This is a genomic window from Kribbella sp. NPDC058245 (genome assembly GCF_042882005.1).
Lineage (GTDB): Bacteria > Actinomycetota > Actinomycetes > Propionibacteriales > Kribbellaceae > Kribbella.
The window spans coordinates 518,595-534,859 of sequence record NZ_JBHVWY010000003.1; the positions used below are offsets into that span (position 1 = coordinate 518,595).

At 67.2% G+C, this 16,265-nt stretch carries 14 protein-coding genes; 5 read left to right on the forward strand and 9 right to left on the reverse strand.

The window, feature by feature from the left end; translation table 11 throughout:
* Positions 1-2 precede the first annotated feature (2 nt).
* Positions 3-530, reverse strand: coding sequence for a DUF6879 family protein (locus tag ACFVWG_RS08920; RefSeq protein WP_391542605.1), 528 nt, complete (start codon positions 528-530; stop codon positions 3-5).
* Complete coding sequence (locus ACFVWG_RS08925; RefSeq protein WP_391542606.1) at positions 527-670, reverse strand: hypothetical protein; 144 nt, start codon at positions 668-670, stop codon at positions 527-529. Before ACFVWG_RS08925 ends, ACFVWG_RS08920 begins: the two co-directional genes overlap by 4 nt.
* 222 nt (positions 671-892) lie before the next feature.
* Here ACFVWG_RS08925 and ACFVWG_RS08930 point away from each other — a divergent pair, with 222 nt between their 5' ends.
* A complete protein-coding gene (locus ACFVWG_RS08930) occupies positions 893-1,228 on the forward strand; it encodes a hypothetical protein (protein ID WP_391542607.1) in 336 nt (111 codons plus the stop codon).
* Between the two features lie 825 nt (positions 1,229-2,053).
* Here the strand turns inward: ACFVWG_RS08930 and ACFVWG_RS08935 are convergent.
* Positions 2,054-3,361, reverse strand: a complete 1,308-nt coding sequence (locus ACFVWG_RS08935; RefSeq protein ID WP_391542692.1) for a cytochrome P450 — start codon at positions 3,359-3,361, stop codon at positions 2,054-2,056.
* Positions 3,362-3,702: 341 nt separating this feature from the next.
* Between ACFVWG_RS08935 and ACFVWG_RS08940 the strand changes: the two genes are divergently transcribed.
* Entirely contained in the window at positions 3,703-4,701 is a 999-nt protein-coding gene (locus ACFVWG_RS08940) for an iron-siderophore ABC transporter substrate-binding protein (RefSeq protein WP_391542608.1), read from the forward strand.
* Here the strand turns inward: ACFVWG_RS08940 and ACFVWG_RS08945 are convergent.
* From ACFVWG_RS08945 to ACFVWG_RS08970, 6 genes are all read right to left on the reverse strand, one after another.
* Positions 4,692-5,483, reverse strand: coding sequence for a DUF2785 domain-containing protein (locus tag ACFVWG_RS08945; RefSeq protein WP_391542609.1), 792 nt, complete (start codon positions 5,481-5,483; stop codon positions 4,692-4,694). The genes ACFVWG_RS08940 and ACFVWG_RS08945 overlap by 10 nt on opposite strands.
* A 106-nt stretch (positions 5,484-5,589) precedes the next feature.
* On the reverse strand, positions 5,590-6,336 hold the full coding sequence (locus ACFVWG_RS08950; protein WP_391542610.1) for a hypothetical protein: 747 nt from the start codon (positions 6,334-6,336) through the stop codon (positions 5,590-5,592).
* Entirely contained in the window at positions 6,336-7,316 is a 981-nt protein-coding gene (locus tag ACFVWG_RS08955) for an ABC transporter ATP-binding protein (protein ID WP_391542611.1), read from the reverse strand. The genes ACFVWG_RS08950 and ACFVWG_RS08955 overlap by 1 nt, the downstream gene beginning before the upstream one ends.
* A gap of 187 nt (positions 7,317-7,503) precedes the next feature.
* Positions 7,504-8,703: a DUF4142 domain-containing protein gene (locus ACFVWG_RS08960; RefSeq protein WP_391542612.1), complete on the reverse strand. Its 1,200-nt coding sequence runs from the start codon at positions 8,701-8,703 to the stop codon at positions 7,504-7,506.
* A gap of 68 nt (positions 8,704-8,771) precedes the next feature.
* Positions 8,772-11,075, reverse strand: a complete 2,304-nt coding sequence (locus ACFVWG_RS08965; protein WP_391542613.1) for a sodium-translocating pyrophosphatase — start codon at positions 11,073-11,075, stop codon at positions 8,772-8,774.
* A gap of 216 nt (positions 11,076-11,291) precedes the next feature.
* Complete coding sequence (locus tag ACFVWG_RS08970) at positions 11,292-11,621, reverse strand: STAS domain-containing protein (protein ID WP_391542693.1); 330 nt, start codon at positions 11,619-11,621, stop codon at positions 11,292-11,294.
* Between the two features lie 214 nt (positions 11,622-11,835).
* Between ACFVWG_RS08970 and ACFVWG_RS08975 the strand changes: the two genes are divergently transcribed.
* The 3 genes from ACFVWG_RS08975 to ACFVWG_RS08985 all read left to right on the forward strand — a co-directional run bounded on the left by ACFVWG_RS08975 (position 11,836) and on the right by ACFVWG_RS08985 (position 15,757).
* On the forward strand, positions 11,836-14,142 hold the full coding sequence (locus tag ACFVWG_RS08975; RefSeq protein ID WP_391542614.1) for a DEAD/DEAH box helicase: 2,307 nt from the start codon (positions 11,836-11,838) through the stop codon (positions 14,140-14,142).
* 15 nt (positions 14,143-14,157) lie between these two features.
* Positions 14,158-14,571, forward strand: a complete 414-nt coding sequence (locus tag ACFVWG_RS08980) for a hypothetical protein (RefSeq protein ID WP_391542615.1) — start codon at positions 14,158-14,160, stop codon at positions 14,569-14,571.
* A 418-nt stretch (positions 14,572-14,989) separates the two neighbouring features.
* The gene (locus ACFVWG_RS08985) at positions 14,990-15,757 is read left to right on the forward strand and encodes a ricin-type beta-trefoil lectin domain protein (RefSeq protein WP_391542616.1); all 768 of its coding nucleotides are present in this window, start codon (positions 14,990-14,992) and stop codon (positions 15,755-15,757) included.
* Positions 15,758-16,265: the final 508 nt, after the last annotated feature.

Here is a 16,265-nt window from a genome sequence, read left to right on the forward strand (position 1 = left end):
TTCTACTTGGCCAGATAGGTGTTGAGTCCGACTGCATGTCGCCGGACGAGCTCACGCTCGCGACGGCAACGATCCAGTACGTCGGCCTCAGTGGTGTGGTCGAAGCCTACGAAATGGCCCGCCTCGTCATAGTGCATCAGTACGGCGTACGCATCCGGCGAGTCGCCGTCGAACAGCCAGAAGTCCTCACCAAGCAGCGTCAACGCTCCGTCGACAGCACGATCCGCGATCAGGATCTGCTCACCGGCCGCCTGCGATTCGACGTACCCGACGAGTTCGTAACGCAGGTACTCCGACAGCGGGTGGTCGACGACATGCACCCGCTCCCAGCTTTTGCCCGCAACAGTCGTCACCGCGATCCGTGCCAACCACGGCTCGGTCCGCACCGACCGCTCCGGCCTCGCTGTCCCGTCGCGAAACGCTCGGAGTCGCGCATCCTCCTCCGACACTGCGTACGTCTGCAGGTTCTCCAGCCGGAAGACATCCGTCGCAAACCGGTCGAAGTACGAGTCGAATTCCTCGAAGTTCACACCACAGCCCCGTCGCTCACCTTCCGTGCGTACTCCAGCAACAACTCACGGGGAACCAGCACGACGGTCTCGTGACCAGGCATGTCCGTCAGCTGAGCCAGCGCATCCGCATCAACCAACTCCGCCCCTTGAACCGCCACCAAGTCCCTTCGTCCGTGTCGAACACATTCGGACACGGCCCGTTCTCACAGGGCTCAGCACGATGAATGAGTCGCATATTCCCTCCAAGTGATTCCAAATGAGTCAGTACAGACCAGAGTGCCAGCCCGCTCGACACTCGGTCAACCCTCGTCTCCCATGGTCGTTACAGGCAAGGAATGTCGACTTGACAGTGCGCCCCGGTGAAGGCATCCTCACATCGAGTGAGTCAAAATGAGTCACTCGATCTGGATCGGAGTGCGATGCCGGCCTTCGGATACATCCATCAGCACTTCGCCCTGGAAGCATCACGCCTGGCCGCCTTGGGACGCGCCCTCGTCGCCCGGGCCAGCACCTACGGCTGCACGCTGGACGGTGTCTTCGTCGAAGCGATCGATATCGCACCAGCAACCCTCATGCACCTGGTGGACACGATGACGCTGACCGACAACGCCGTCCTGATCGTCCCCAACCTCCTGCACCTGTCCGCCCTCGGCAATCCACTGGACGTGCAGAGCGACCTGCAATCCCAAGGCATCCAGATCCTCACCGCCACCTGAGCCAGCGGGCGGGCGCACCGGCCCTGTACCTGCGCCCGTCCGCTGTTCCACCTGCTTCCCGAATGCGATTCACCGACCGGACACCAGCCACCCACCAACCCCAGCCGCTCAAGCCCATTCACACTCAGCCACCCTCGCCCGGCGACCCAACCAGAGGGTTAGACGGTGCCCCACGTCCGGCCCCGGGCTTAGGCCCTTCGGGCGCGTGGTTGCAGAGGGCTGTGGTGCCTTCTGCGATCGTGTCGAGGGCGGCGGTGATGCGAGCGGCCATTTGGGGCTGTTGTGACGTAGGTGTGGGTGGGTTCGCGCGTTGTCGGACCGGCGGGTTGCAGTCCGAGCGCAGGTCTCGGGCGATGTGGTCCGCGAGTGCGGGGAGGATGTCGTCGACTGAACGCACCGTGCTGCTGGACATCGATTTCTGGCGGCAATCTCCCTCCACTCGACGTCGACCGCTGTTTTCTGCACCGCGACTGAACCCACCGTGCTCGCCGGGGGGTCGGAGGATGCGGGGGAGGGCGGGGGCGGACCGCCAGCACCGTCTAACTCTGCGCGGCTCGGATCCTTCACGCTCAGCATCACCTGCCCGAGCAGCCGCACGGCGGGTTGGACAGTGACACAGGTCCGGTCCCCGGGGCGCCGGATACAACCCGGGGGTGCGCACCCCACGCGGGGACCTTGAACAAGCTATGCCTTGTTCACAGTCCCCATTTCCTGTCCCCACCCCCAACAACCGCAAGCACGTCACTTACCGCCAACGCTGGATCAGAACGGCGGCTGCCAACCGCTTGCGGGGCATCCGGGCGATGTAATCCGGGACGGTCACGATCAGCCGGCGGCCTGCTGGGTCTTGGTGGCGTGGAGCTGGACCGGGAGGGACTCGAGGCCGTAGACGATCGACAACTCCCGGAAGCGCAACTGCTCCTCGGGTACGGCGAGGCTGAGGTCCGGGAAGCGGTGAGCCAGGGCCAGGAAGGCAGCGCGGAGCTCCATCCGGGCCAGTTCGGCGCCGACGCAGCGGTGCATGCCGTGGCCGAAGGCGAGGTGGGCGGCCGAGGAGGCGCGGCGGGGGTAGAAGTCTTCCGCGTCGTCACCGAAGACCGCCTTGTCGCGGTCGGCGCCGGACAGCGAGACGGCGACCAGGTCGCCCTTCTTGACCGGCTTGCCGAACAGCTCCTGGTCGTGGCGGGCGAAGCGCGGGAACGCGACCTGTACGACGGTCAGGTGGCGGAGGAGCTCTTCGACGATCCCGTCGACGGCGCCGGGCTCGGTGCGGATCCGCTCGAAGTGTTCGGGGCTGCGCAGGAGCACGAGGGTGCCGAGGGCAAGCATGCTGGCCGAGGTCTCGTAGCCGCCGAGGAAGACGCCGTCGGCCAGACCGCCGAGCTCGACGTCGTCCAGGTCGTCGCCCTGGGCCTTGATGATCGAGCCGATCAACCCGTCGCCCGGGTTCGCCCGCTGTTTGCGGACGATCTCGAACAGGAAGTCGCGCGACTCACTGGCCGATCCGAAAAGGCCGATCCCACCGGCGGACACGTCGAACCGGGCCGGGCCGAGGGCACGGAAGCGGTCGCGGTCCTGCTCCTCGACGCCCAGCAGGTCGGCGATCAGCAGGAACGGCACGTTGAACGCGAAGTCGGCGACGATGTCGGCGACCGGGCCCTTGGCCTCCATCAGGTCGAGCTGGTCGTTGACGATCTTCTCGATCACCGGCTCCAGCCGGGCCAGCCGGCGCTTGGTGAACTCGGGCGTGAGCAGTTTGCGCAACCGGGTGTGGTCCGGCGGGTCGGTGAACCCGAGGCCGCCGATCCCCTCGGACGGCTTGTTCGGGTCCGAGCCGATCAGGTGCCGGACGTCGTTGCTGAAGTTCGTGGTGTCGGCGAGGACAGCCTTGGACTCGGCGTGCCCGGTGACCAGCCAGACCGTGATCCCGAAGACGTGCACCAACCGGTGCACCGGATCCTTTTCGCGGACCTCACCCAACGCCGGCTGCGGGTCCACGCCCTCCCGCCGCAGCGGCAGCGTCACCTCGCTCGGAAACACCCGTAACTTCAGCAGGTCGAGACCACCACCCTTGCGGCTGGTCCTGCTGAGGATCCGGTTGCCGACCCATCTCTTCAGGTATGTCGCAACCATGACTTCCACGCGCCCTCTCTGCAAACTGCTGCCCCCGACTGTTTCCGTCAACCAAAAGTTAACGGTGCCGAGGACCAGATCTGATGGTGTAGGCACTACTTCCGGTAGTGGCGTTGGCACCACCATGGGAGGGGACCACGGCCGATGCCTGCACAGACCTTGTCATGGACAACGGTTCTGGCTCCACAGGTATCCACCTGTAGCGGTCCCGGGCCCGCGGCACGCCGTACCTAAGGGGCAGTTCAGGGAAAACACAGCCGAAAGTAGGATGCGCGAACCACCCGTCGGCTGATGCCCTGAAAGAGATCCGGACTCCATTGCGCAAGGGTAGCCTTACCCGCATGCCGTACGACGACCGCCAAGCGACCCTGGGACGCCGGGGATTCACCGGCCTGTTGAGCGCGGCTGTCGTTGCCGGTCTGACCGGCTGCGGTTCCGGTGGTGACATCAACCCGTCGATCGCCACGACCCGGAACGTGCAGCACCCGCTCGGCAACACCGATATCCCGGTCTCCCCGAAGCGCGTGGTCTCGCTGGACGCGTCCGGCGGTCTGCAGGTCAGCCTCGAGGTCGGTGCGCCGTTGGTTGCCTCCGAGACCCTCGACGGTGCTGTGTCGGTGCCGGGCTATCTGCCTCGCCCGGCGGCCGGTTTCCAGTCGCTCGGCTTCAATCAGCCGAACCTCGAGAAGGTGGTCAAGCTCGCTCCCGACCTGATCATCGGCAACCTGCAGCGGATCAAGGACCTCTACCCCCAGCTGTCCGCGATCGCCCCGACCGTCGCCTACGAGAACGCCGGCAAGGGCAAGCCCTGGCAGGATTCGGTGCGGCTGATCGCCGACCTGCTCGGCCAGTCCGGCAAGCAGGACGCGGCGCTCGGCAGCTTCCGCGAGCGGGCCCTGCAGGTCAAGATCGAGCACCAGGCCTTCCTGGCAAAGCATTCCGTGGCCCTCCTGCGCTTCACGAACAACGAACTGCGCATTCTCCGCGGCCCGATCTTCGGCTCCACGATCCTCGACGAGATCGGCGTACGGCGGAGTCCGTCGACCGCGGGCGCGGGCGGAACCGACACGTACTACCCGCTCAACCGCGAACACGTCGGACTGCTCGCGGACGCCGACGTGATCCTCTACTTCCTCGGCGGCGGTGCGTTCAACGCCGGACCTGACCAGATCTTCAAGTCGTATACAAACAACGCGATCTGGACCCAGCTGCCCGCAGTGAAGGCCGGTCGGGTCGCCCGACTCGACCCCACGGCCTGGTGGGACGGATACTCCGTGTCAGCCGCCAACAACTGTCTGCAGCAGTTCACGATGACCCTGCGGAAGCTGCCTCAGAAGTAGCTGCGCGTCACCTGCCGGAGCACCTCGACCAGCTGGGCCTTGATCTCCGCACTGTGCGGAATCTGTGTGGCCTCAGCAGCCTCAGGCAGCCGCACACCGCGATCCACGAACACGTAGAGCGCCCGCAGCGTCCGAGTGGTGTTCGTGTTCACCGGATTGATCGACAGCCCGAGCGGAGTGATCCCAGTGAACGCCGGGACCAGCCAGTCGGTCGCATCCTCCACCGTGAGCTCAGGACGCGTCAGAGTGCACGCCAGCGCGTAGCTGAGCCGGTCGTCCTCCATGTCCCTCAGCACGTGCTCTGTGGGCGTCAGCAGCCGTCCTATGCCCAGCCGCAGCATCTCCACCGGCTCCACGGCCGGATAGAGCCCCAGAGTCCCCAGCAGGTCGGCCCCGTGCGCCACCGCATGCAGCCAGCCCAGCTTTGCGTCGTACCCGCGCAGATCGGCCTCAGCGACGTACCAGCGCTCGAACGGCGGCACCCAGCTCGCCTCGTAGACACCGGCCGTCACGATGCAGTCCAGGATCAACGGCGCAAACGTCCGCGCCTGGATCTCCGCATCCCCGAACCGCCGCGCCATCTCGTCGCCCAGCTCCCGCAACTGGTCCCCGGACAGCACCCCACGCCCGATCCAGGTCGCCAGCGTCGAGTACGCCGTACTGTCGCGCTCTGTCGGGTCAGCCGACCGCAACAGCTCCGACAGCTCATTCACGAGCTCAACCAGCGGCCGATCAGCCGGTACGGCGAAGTCGTCAGCGCGTACCGCTGTCCAGTCAGTCATGCGCGGACCCTAGACGAGCTAGGAGGTCAGCACAAAGGAACGGCCCGCGGAACACGAAGTTCCGCGGGCCGTAGCGACCAGGACCCCTCAGCCCGGCCGAGCTTCGTTACGCGTCGCGCTTCTTCGCGACCGCCAGCGCGATCACCAGCAGGCCGATGGCCCACGCGGCGAAGTACAGCAGCGACCAGGTCGGCGACATCACGGCGTCCGACGGTCCGCTGCCCGGCTGGTCACCGCCCAGGAACCAGCTGACCCGCGAGAACGGGCCCCAGTCACTGAGGAACTCGCCGACCTTCGGGATGGCCAGACCGATGCCCTCGAGCAGCAGCGGCCAGCAGATGACGATCGCCAGCGCACCGGCGCTCTGCCGGACCAGGGTGCCGATCGCGACGGCCAGAACCGCGGCCAGTGCGTAGACCAGCGGTACGCCGAGGACGGCCCGCCACTCGGCACCGGTGTTGATCCCGAGGTCCGCGTCCGGCACCAGGATGTAGCCCAGCCCCCAGGCCACGAAGGCGGAGACGAGACCGACGAAGGCGCTCAGCACCGCGGCGACCAGGGTCTTGGACAGCAGCACCGGAATCCGCTTCGGTACCGACAGGAAGCTGGTCCGGATGGTGCCGAACCGGTACTCGGTGGTGATCGCGAGGCAGGCCATCGCCATCATCACGATCATCCCGAACAGGTAGGTGCCCTGGGTCGAGGCCGGCGTGAAGTCACGCTTGACGTCGTCCGGGGCGAAGAGGAAACCCAGGGTGATGAAGCCGTCGGCCAGGATCAGCGCGACGATCATGCACCACCACGGCGACCGCGTACTGAAGAGCTTGATCCGCTCCACGGTGACCAGGGACATCAGATCTTCTCCTCTTCTGCCACGACGACCTCGGCCGGCGGCACCGGCGGTGCGCTCTGCTGGTCGTGCGCGTGGTACTGGACCGAGTCGCCGGTCATCTGCATGAACGCTGCCTCGAGCGAGCCCCGCTGCAGGGTCAGCTCGTGCAGGACGATGTTGTTGGCGGCGGCGGCCTCACCGATCTGGTCGGTGGTGATCTGGCCGTCGACGAACAGGACCTTGCCCTCGTCCTCGACGTCCTCGATCCGGGTCGTGATCGGCCCGGAGTTCAGCAGGTTCTGCAGCTGACCGAGCTGCGGGCTGCGCACCTTGATGCTGCTGCCGCTGGCCTGGTCGACGAACTGCTTGGTGCTGGTCTGCGAGATCAGCCGGCCGCGGCCGATGACCACGAGCTCCTCGGCGGTCAGCGCCATCTCCGACAGCAGGTGGCTGGACACGAATACGGTCCGGCCCTCGTCGGCCAGCCGGTGCATGAACTGCCGGATCCAGACGATGCCCTCGGGGTCCAGGCCGTTGACCGGCTCGTCGAAGAGCAGGATCTCCGGGTCGCCCAGCAGGGCACCGGCGATCCCGAGCCGCTGCGACATACCGAGCGAGTAGGCGCCGGCCCGCTTGCCGGCGACCTCGGTGAGGCCGACGATGCCGAGCACCTCGTCGACCCGGCTCTTCGGCAGCTTGTTGGAGGCTGCCATCCAGGCCAGGTGTGCGCGGGCGGACCGGTTCGGGTGCACCCACTTGGCGTCCAGCAGGGCGCCGACCTTGGTCAGCGGCTGCTTGAGGTCGGCGTAGTGCTTGCCATCGATCAGGACGTCGCCGGAGGTTGGGGTGTCCAGGCCGAGGATCATCCGCATGGTGGTGGACTTGCCGGCACCGTTGGGGCCGAGGAAGCCGGTCACTTTGCCGGGTTTCACCTCGAACGACAGGTTGTCTACGGCAACCGTGGCGCCGTATCGCTTGGTGAGGCCGTGTGCCTCGATCATTGCCGTACTCCTCGTTCGGTGGCGCGCCAGTGAAGGTGGGCGGGCGTTGTCCGTCCCAGTATCGAGGGCGGACGGGTCCAGAGCATCGGACCCGGGGCGGACCCGGAGTGTCCACCCCTGGGTTGATTCTGGGGTCCATGGGTAGAGACGCGCATCGGTTGAACCCCTGAGTGGGCCCCGAGAACGGTCAGTCGAGCGGGACGCCGTACAGGACGAGGTTGTCGCTGTACCGGTGGGCGGCGTGGTCGTAGGAGCCGGTGCACGTCACCAGCGCCAGCCGCGGTTTCTGCGAGCCGTTGAAGAGATCCGGCGGCAGGTTGTTCTGTCGGTACGTGCGGCGCGCGACGATCTTGTACCAGTGCTGCTCGCCGGCGCCATCCGTCACGGCCACCCGCGCGTCCATCGGGACCTCGGACAGCTTGGCGAAGACGCCTCGTCCGCCAGCGGTGTCGACATGCCCGGCGAGGAGCACTGTCCCAGCCTGGGCACCAGGCGCCGCACCAGCGGCCCACCACCCCACGTCAGCGGTGGCCGGGACCTGCAACCGACCGTCCCCACCGGCCGCGACCGGCTGCACCCGCACGCTCAGCAGGCCCGGCACCTTCAGCTCCACGGGTGGTACGGCGGCCTCCCGCTCCTGCGGGCCGGCGGCGGCCTTCGGTACCTGGCCGGTGTCGTGCACCGCACCGCCGAGCAGCATCACCAGGCCGACGCCCAGTGCGCCGATGCCGAGCAGCCGTCGGCGGACCGGGACGGACTTGCCCATCAGCAGCAGCAACAGACCGAGGACGATCAGGCCCAGCGCGACTCGGGAGCGCGTTTGCTGGGCGTCCGCGACCATGCCACCGGTGCCGGTGTCGACGGACGGCGTCCGCGTCGCGTCCTTGCACTGGCCGGTCACCATCCGCAGGTCCATCTCGATCACCGGCTTCGCGCCGTTGGCCACCGACTCGACCGCAGGGGACGCCGACTTCGGGACGGCGCCCGTGACCAGCTTCAGGTACTCCTGGTGCTGTTGCCGCTGGAACTGCAGCCAGGCGGCGTCGTACCCCTTCTTCCCGGCCTTCGCCGCCAGCGCGACCAGCTGCCGGCGCTGATCGGCCGCCACCGTCGTCGCCAGCTCGAGATCGAGCCGGGCGGCGACCGTGTTCTCCTGGGCGGCCAGTTTCCGATGGTCGCGTTCCAGCCGGGCGGCGACCTTGCGGACGCAGGACGACGTACCTTGGCCGGCCGCCGTGTGCGCGGCGGCGATGATCGTCAGATTGAGCGCGTGAGCCGGGTTCAGGTAGTCGGCATCGGGCTGCGTCGCCGCACCGGCGGGCTGGGCCGATCCCAGCACGCCGACCGCGACGAGCAGCAGGAACGCCGGCACTCGCGCAAGTCTCACCACTCAACCGTAAACGGAACGGCCCGCCGGGACACTAGTCCGGCGGGCCGTTGCGGGTACTGCGTGGATCAGGCGGCGATGCTCGCCTCGGCGGGGGTGTCGGAGATGACCGACTCCCGGCGCTTGGAGACGATGACAGCAGCAGCCAGTACGACGACCGCGGCGACCGCGATGCCGATCCGCAGACCGGTGTTCGGGTTGTCGCCGATGGCCGACATGCCGACGACGGCCGGAGCGATCAGCACCGAGACCAGGTTCATCACCTTGATCAGCGGGTTGATGGCCGGACCGGCGGTGTCCTTGAACGGGTCTCCGACGGTGTCACCGATGATGGTGGCCTCGTGCGCGGGCGAACCCTTGCCACCGTGGTTGCCGTCCTCGACCAGCTTCTTGGCGTTGTCCCAGGCTCCACCGGAGTTGGCCAGGAAGACCGCCATCAGGGTGCCGGCACCGATCGCACCGGCCAGGTAGCCGGCCAGCGCCGCGGCGCCGAGGCCGAAGCCGACGGCGATCGGGGCGGTCAGCGCCAGCAGACCCGGGGTCGCCAGCTCACGCAGCGAGTCGCGGGTGCAGATGTCGACGACCTTGCCGTACTCCGGCTTGCCGGTGCCGTCCATGATCCCGGGGATGTCCCGGAACTGCCGGCGGACCTCGTAGACGACCGCACCGGCGGCGCGGCCGACGGCGTTGATCGCGAGACCGGAGAACATGAACACGACGGCCGCACCGAGGATGATGCCGACCAGGGTGCCCGGGTTGAAGACCAGCGCGTCGGCCTCGAACTTGGCGTAGTTCTCGGCCAGCGAGGTCCGGATCGAGTCCGTGTAGGAACCGAACAGTGCGGTCGCGGCCAGTACGGCGGTCGCGATCGCGATACCCTTGGTGATGGCCTTGGTGGTGTTGCCGACGGCGTCCAGCTCGGTGAGGATCTGGGCCGCTTCGCCGTCCACATCACCGGACATCTCGGCGATGCCCTGCGCGTTGTCGGAGACCGGACCGAAGGTGTCCATCGCGACGATGACGCCGACGGTGGTGAGCAGACCACAACCGGCCAGCGCGATCGCGAACAGCGCGACCACACCGGTACCGCCGACCAGGAAGGCGCCGTACACGGCTGCGGCGATCACCACGGCGGTGTAGACGGCGGACTCGAAGCCGACCGAGATACCGGACAGGATGACCGTGGCCGCACCGGTCAGCGACGTCTTGCCGACGTCCTGGACGGGCTTGTCCTCGGTGCCGGTGTAGTAGCCGGTCAGCGCCAGGATGATCGCGGCCAGCACGATGCCGATGATCACCGAGACGGTGGCGATGACGCGCGGGTCGCCGTCGAAGGCTGCGATCGTGTCGGTCGCGCCGGTCAGCTCCTTGAAGCTGCTCGGCAGATAGACGAACGCCGCGATCGCACAGAGGATGCCGGAGATCACCGCGGAGATGTAGAACGCGCGGTTGATCGTGCGCAGACCGTTCTCGCCGGTCCGCGGGCGGGTCAGGAAGACACCGATGACCGCGGTGATGGTGCCGATGGCCGGCACGATCAGCGGGAAGACCAGGCCCTGCTCGCCGAAGGCGGCCTTGCCCAGGATCAGCGACGCCACCAGCATGACGGCGTACGACTCGAACAGGTCCGCGGCCATACCGGCGCAGTCGCCCACGTTGTCACCGACGTTGTCGGCGATGGTGGCGGCGTTGCGGGGGTCGTCCTCGGGAATGTTCTGCTCGACCTTGCCGACCAGGTCGGCGCCGACGTCGGCGGCCTTGGTGAAGATACCGCCACCGACTCGCATGAACATGGCGAGCATGGCGGCACCGAAGCCGAAGCCCTCGAGCACGGTCGGCGCGTCACCCTTGAAGAGCAGGACGACGAGCGAGGCACCGAACAGGCCGAGGCCGACGGTGAACATGCCGACCGTTCCACCGGTACGGAACGCGACCCGCATGGCCGGTTCGCGGCCCTCGTCGCGCGCGGCCGCGGCGACCCGGACGTTGGCCCGGGTGGCGAGCCACATGCCCGTGTAGCCGATCAGCGCGGAGAAGCCCGCACCGACCAGGAAGAAGACAGAGCGGAAGATCTTCAGCGTGGTGGCGTTGTCGCCATCGGTGTGGGCAGGCAGCAAGAACAGCAGCAGGAACGCCACTACGGCGAAGACCGACAACGTCCGGAACTGCCGGTTCAAGAAGGCCGATGCACCTTCCTGGACCGCGGCGGCGATCGTCTTCATGTTCTCGGTGCCATCGTTCGCGGCAAGCACCTGACTCCGGAAAACCATCGCAATGGCGACCGCGAGGATCGCGATCACTCCGACGACGATCACCAGTGTGGTGTTGCTCGACGAAAGATCCACCGCCTGTGGTGCAAGCAGCGCGGACATCCGTCCTCCTTGTAGGCAACCCATCCAGGCTTGACGGCCCCCGTCTGCCGCAACCGAAGGGTTGGGGAAAATAACAAACAGCGCCAAGGACATGACGCGGTGGGTCACTCTAGCGGCATCTCGACCAGACCTGACGACAGGGTGGTCTACGCCATACGACGGCGCTCAGGCGGGACTGTCACGCACCGTACTGACGGGGCTACCTTTTCGCTTACTTCAAATAGCCGACGCGACATCGGGGTGGATGTCGAACACCTTGGTCAGACCGGTGATCCGGAAGATCTTCAGCAGCCGTTCCTGGGTACAGACCAGGGACAGGGATCCGTCGTGGGTCCGCACCCGTTTCAGTCCGCCGACGAGGACACCGAGGCCGGTGGAATCCAGGAACTCAACGCGTTCCAGGTCCAGCACGAGGTCGTAGTCCCCGTTGTCGACGAGCGCTGCGATCTTCTCGCGGAGCTTCGGTGCGGTGTAGACGTCGATCTCCCCCGCCACCTCGATGACGGTACGCCCGCCCTCGGCGCGCGCGGTCAGCGACAGATCCACTTCGGCCTCCGATCCCGTGAACTGCTGCATTCAACCATGTACGGACCGTGAGAAGGGCCGTTACGGAAAACTCTTTCATCTCCCCGCATCGAAAGTCGATCTCCGCCTGCAAAATGCTGCGTGCATCAGCACTTGCAGCGGGCTGTGCACGAATCCGTGCACCCCCGCACTGGACCGGAATCCAACTGTCCACGGCGCCAACTAGGCTCACGGCATGCGTGAAGGTGAGGCGGCTGCTGTACTGCGACGCCTCGCTACTGGTCGAGCCGATCGGCTCACGCATGTGGAGTCGGTGCCTGCCAGGCCGGGCCGGACCTGCGAGTGGCCACGCTGGGTTCCTCCGGAGGTGCTCGACCAACTGGCCGACGCCGGGATCGCTGCACCGTGGATCCACCAGGTCGCCACGGCCGAGGCGGCGTACTCGGGACGTCATGTCGTGGTCGCGACGGGGACTGCCTCCGGCAAATCCCTCGGCTATTTGCTACCGGCGTTCGCGACGCTGAGCATCGCGCAGGCGGCTTCGCCGAACCGGCGGACGGCCTCGGTGCTGTACCTCTCTCCTACCAAGGCTCTGGCCCATGACCAGCTCCGCGCAGTCTCGGCGTACACAGTGCCCGGGCTGCGCGCGACCACATTGGACGGCGACTCCGAGCGGACCGAGCGCGACTGGGCCCGCGACCACGCCACCTATGTGCTGAGCAATCCGGACATGCTGCACCGGTCGGTGCTGCCGAACCATCAGCGCTGGGCCCGCTTCCTCGGCTGCCTGCAGTATGTGGTGATCGACGAGTGCCACCACTACCGCGGCGTCTTCGGTGCCCACGTCGCCGGCGTGCTGCGCCGTCTGCGTCGGATCTGCGCGCAGTACGGCGCCAACCCGGTCTTCATCTGCGCATCGGCGACCGTTGCCGAGCCGGCCGTGTCAGGTGAGCGGCTGACCGGCCTGCCGATGTTGGAGGTCCTCGACGACGGCTCACCTCGCGGCGGGATCTCCTTCGGCCTCTGGGAGCCGGCCCTCACCTCTTTACATGGAGAGAACGGTGCCCCGGTACGGCGCTCTGCCACGGCTGAGGTGGCCGACCTCCTGACCGACTTGGTGGTGTCGGGCGTCCGGACGGTCGCGTTCGTCCGGTCCAGACGCGGTGCCGAGACCGTGGCGATGACAGCCCGCGAGAACCTGGCCGAGGTCGACCCCACACTGATGGACCAGGTATCGGCGTACCGGGCTGGTTATCTGCCGGAGGAACGCAGACGGCTCGAGAGCATGCTGCAGAGCGGTGAGCTGACCGGAGTCGCCGCGACGAACGCTCTGGAGCTGGGCATCGACATTGCCGGCCTGGACGCCGTACTGCTGTCTGGTTGGCCTGGCACGCGCGCATCGCTCTGGCAGCAGGCCGGGCGTGCTGGCCGCGCCGGTGGGGACGCTCTTGCCTTGCTGGTGGCAAGGGACGATCCGCTGGACACCTATCTGGTTCGCCACCCGACCGCGGTCTTCGGACGGCCGGTTGAAGCGACTGTCTTCAATCCGGAGAATCCTTACGTCCTCGGACCGCAGCTCTGCGCGGCCGCCCAGGAGTTGCCGCTGACCACTGCGGACTACGAGGTCTTCGGCAGCACGACGGCCGACGTCATCGCACAACTGGTTCGACAGGGGGCACTGCGCGAGCGACCGCACGGCTGGTTCTGGACCCGGCGCGACCGTGCCGTCGACGCGATCGACATCCGGTCCGCCGGCGGCAAGACCGTACAGATCGTGGAGGACCAGACCGGTCGCCTGCTCGGCACTGTCGACGGCGGCTCGGCACACTCCTCGGTGCACGAGGGCGCGGTCTATGTACACGCGGGTGAGTCCTATCTGGTCCGGACTCTCGACCTGGAGGGGCACGCCGCGATCGTGGAGCAGGCTGCGCCCGACTACACGACCTTCGCTCGCGACGTGACCGAGATCAGCATTCTGGCGACCGAGGAGACGCGGAACTGGGGAACGGCCGAGTTGTCGCGCGGCTGGGTCCAGGTGACCAGTCAGGTCATCTCGTACCAGCGCAAGCTGATCTCGACCGGCGACGTGCTCGACGAGCAGCCTTTGGACCTACCGGAGCGGACTCTGCGGACCAAGGCGGTCTGGTGGACGATGCCCGACTCGGCGATCGAGTCGCTGGGACTGGACGACGTACCGGGTGCGGCTCACGCAGCCGAGCACGCCTCGATCGGCCTGCTCCCACTGTTCGCCACCTGCGACCGCTGGGACATCGGTGGCGTCTCCACCGCACGGCACGCGGACACCGGCCGGCTCACCGTTTTCGTGTACGACGGCCACCCGGGCGGAGCGGGTTTCGCAGAACACGGGTACGCCGCAGCGCGTGAGTGGTTGACCGCGACACGTGAGGCTATTGCACACTGTGAGTGCACGGATGGCTGCCCATCCTGCGTACAGTCACCCAAGTGTGGGAACCAGAACAACCCACTCGACAAAAGCGGCGCGGTCGCGCTGCTCACCGCACTACTCAGTAGTGAGGCCTGAAAGGCAGCGTGCACCATGTTCGTTCTCGGAATCGTTCTGATCGTCCTCGCTGTCCTCTTCGGCCTGGGCGTCTCGGTCTCCTCGGCCGACTCCACCACCCTGACGGTGTTCGGGATCGACTTCGGCGTGATCGTGCCGACGGTGTTCTTCCTCGGCGCGGCGGCCGGTGCTGCCCTGGTCGCCGGTTTGTGGCTGACGAAGAAGGGCGCTGCCCGCGGCTGGCGCCGGCACCGCGAGGTGCGTCAGCTGCGCGCCCAGGTCGCGACCGCCCCGACAGCGACGGCCGAGCCCGAGGTCACCGAGCGTGACACAACTCCGGAGCTCACCGAGGATCGCGACGCTGAGCTAGCTGACGAGACAACGGTCGAGCCGCTGGCGACCGGCAAGCACGTAGCCACCGACACCACGGACCACAAGCAGTCCCACTGACCACTCTGTTGCCCACGGCATCAATTAACACAGTGGACCACCCCCGTATCCGTGTCCTGCCGTAACATCTCGATCGAAACACAGCCGCGCTTCAGCGCCCGCACGGCCACCCCGCAGCCGGATTTCGATGCCCAGCGCAACGACTTTTCGCTGGCAGTTAGTTGCCATTGGCATCAAGTTTCGGGGTCTTGCCATAACCACCTCCGACCGAGCTGTGCATTACTGGTCGTGGCGTCAACGTCGCGTTGAGTCACTGTCGGCCTTCCGGGCCACACCGCCTCCTCACGGGGGATCGACCCGCAACCCGCCCACCGCGCAAGGGGTGGCGAAGCGGTTCCCGGAAACACGGACCGACTCTCGCAACGGGGTCCCGACGACCTGACGCTCACTGAGATAGGCACGACCTTCGGAGGTTGTCTTGATCACCCGTAAGCTCTTCAGCCGCACCGGCGTGGTAGTCCTCGCAGTCAGCGTTGCACTCGCCACCGCCATCCCGGCCCAGGCCGCACAGCCGGTCACGGACCACGCCGCAGCTCCGGGCGTGGAGATCGGCGTGGCGAAGCAGATCGCCACCCGCGCCGACACCCGCTACTGCCTGACCTTCGTCGCGGCCAACAAGGTCCCGATGGGCGTCATGATGGCCTGCGCTCCGGGCAAGGAAGGCAAGACCCAGGAGTGGATCTACACCGAGTCCGGCCAGCTTCAGGTCGCCATGAGCAAGAGCGTCGGTGGCGCCCTTGCCAAGACCGGAGCCTGCCTGGACAGCGGTGCGGACCTGGCCAAGGTTCCGGCCGCGGCTCCGCTGCTGGTCCTGCCGTGCCGTAGCGGCGACGGCCAGAAGTGGAACTACGACGAGAGCGCCGGCACGTTCGTGAACGCCGCGAGCGGCCTCGCCCTCACCTCTCTGCTGGGCAAGGGGAAGGCCAAGCAGGCACAACCGACCGGAAGCATGGGTGCGACCGGCACACCGGTCCAGGGCTGGAGCGCACTGCCGCTGCCGGGTCTGGACATCCTGGGCGCAGTCCTGGCTCTGGTGAACGCGCTGCTGGCATCGCTGGGCCTGGCCCTGCCGCTGCCGATCGCGAACGCCGCGGGCAGCCTGCTCGAACTGGTTCGGCCGAAGCTGCCGATCCCGGCTCAGATGACGGTGCTGCCCAAGCAGATGATGCAGCTGGCGCAGAAGTAACTTCTCAGCACCAACAGACAGCCGGCCCCGACATCGTCGGGGCCGGCCGTTTTTCCCCCGCCTCCCCGCCACCCCGCCACCCCGTCGCTGCGTCGCCTCGGTACTGCGTCGCCTCGGTACTGCGTCGCTCCGATGCGGCCGGGATCCGTCCGCCGTGGTCGGTCGCCGCTGCGGCCGATTGACAGTGGGAGGGTGGCTGGGGCCGTCTTGGGCTGAGGGGGATGGCGAGGCCCGGCGATCGACGTACCGGTTGCTTGAGCTTCCGGGCTGTAGTTGCCGCCAGCGACGCCGAGGCCTGGTCAGGTGCCCCGCCGCCGTGGTTACTGCCGCACTGCGGGGTGGAGTGGGGAGCACATCAGCCCCCACCGGCACAAAAAACTCCCCAGCCCACCAAGCAACCCCTCGCATGAACCCCAGCCACAGCCCAGTACCTCAAACAACCGGTACGCCGATCGCCGGGCCTCGCCACCCACCCCAGCCACCGCAAACGCGCACCCGGAAGGCTCAG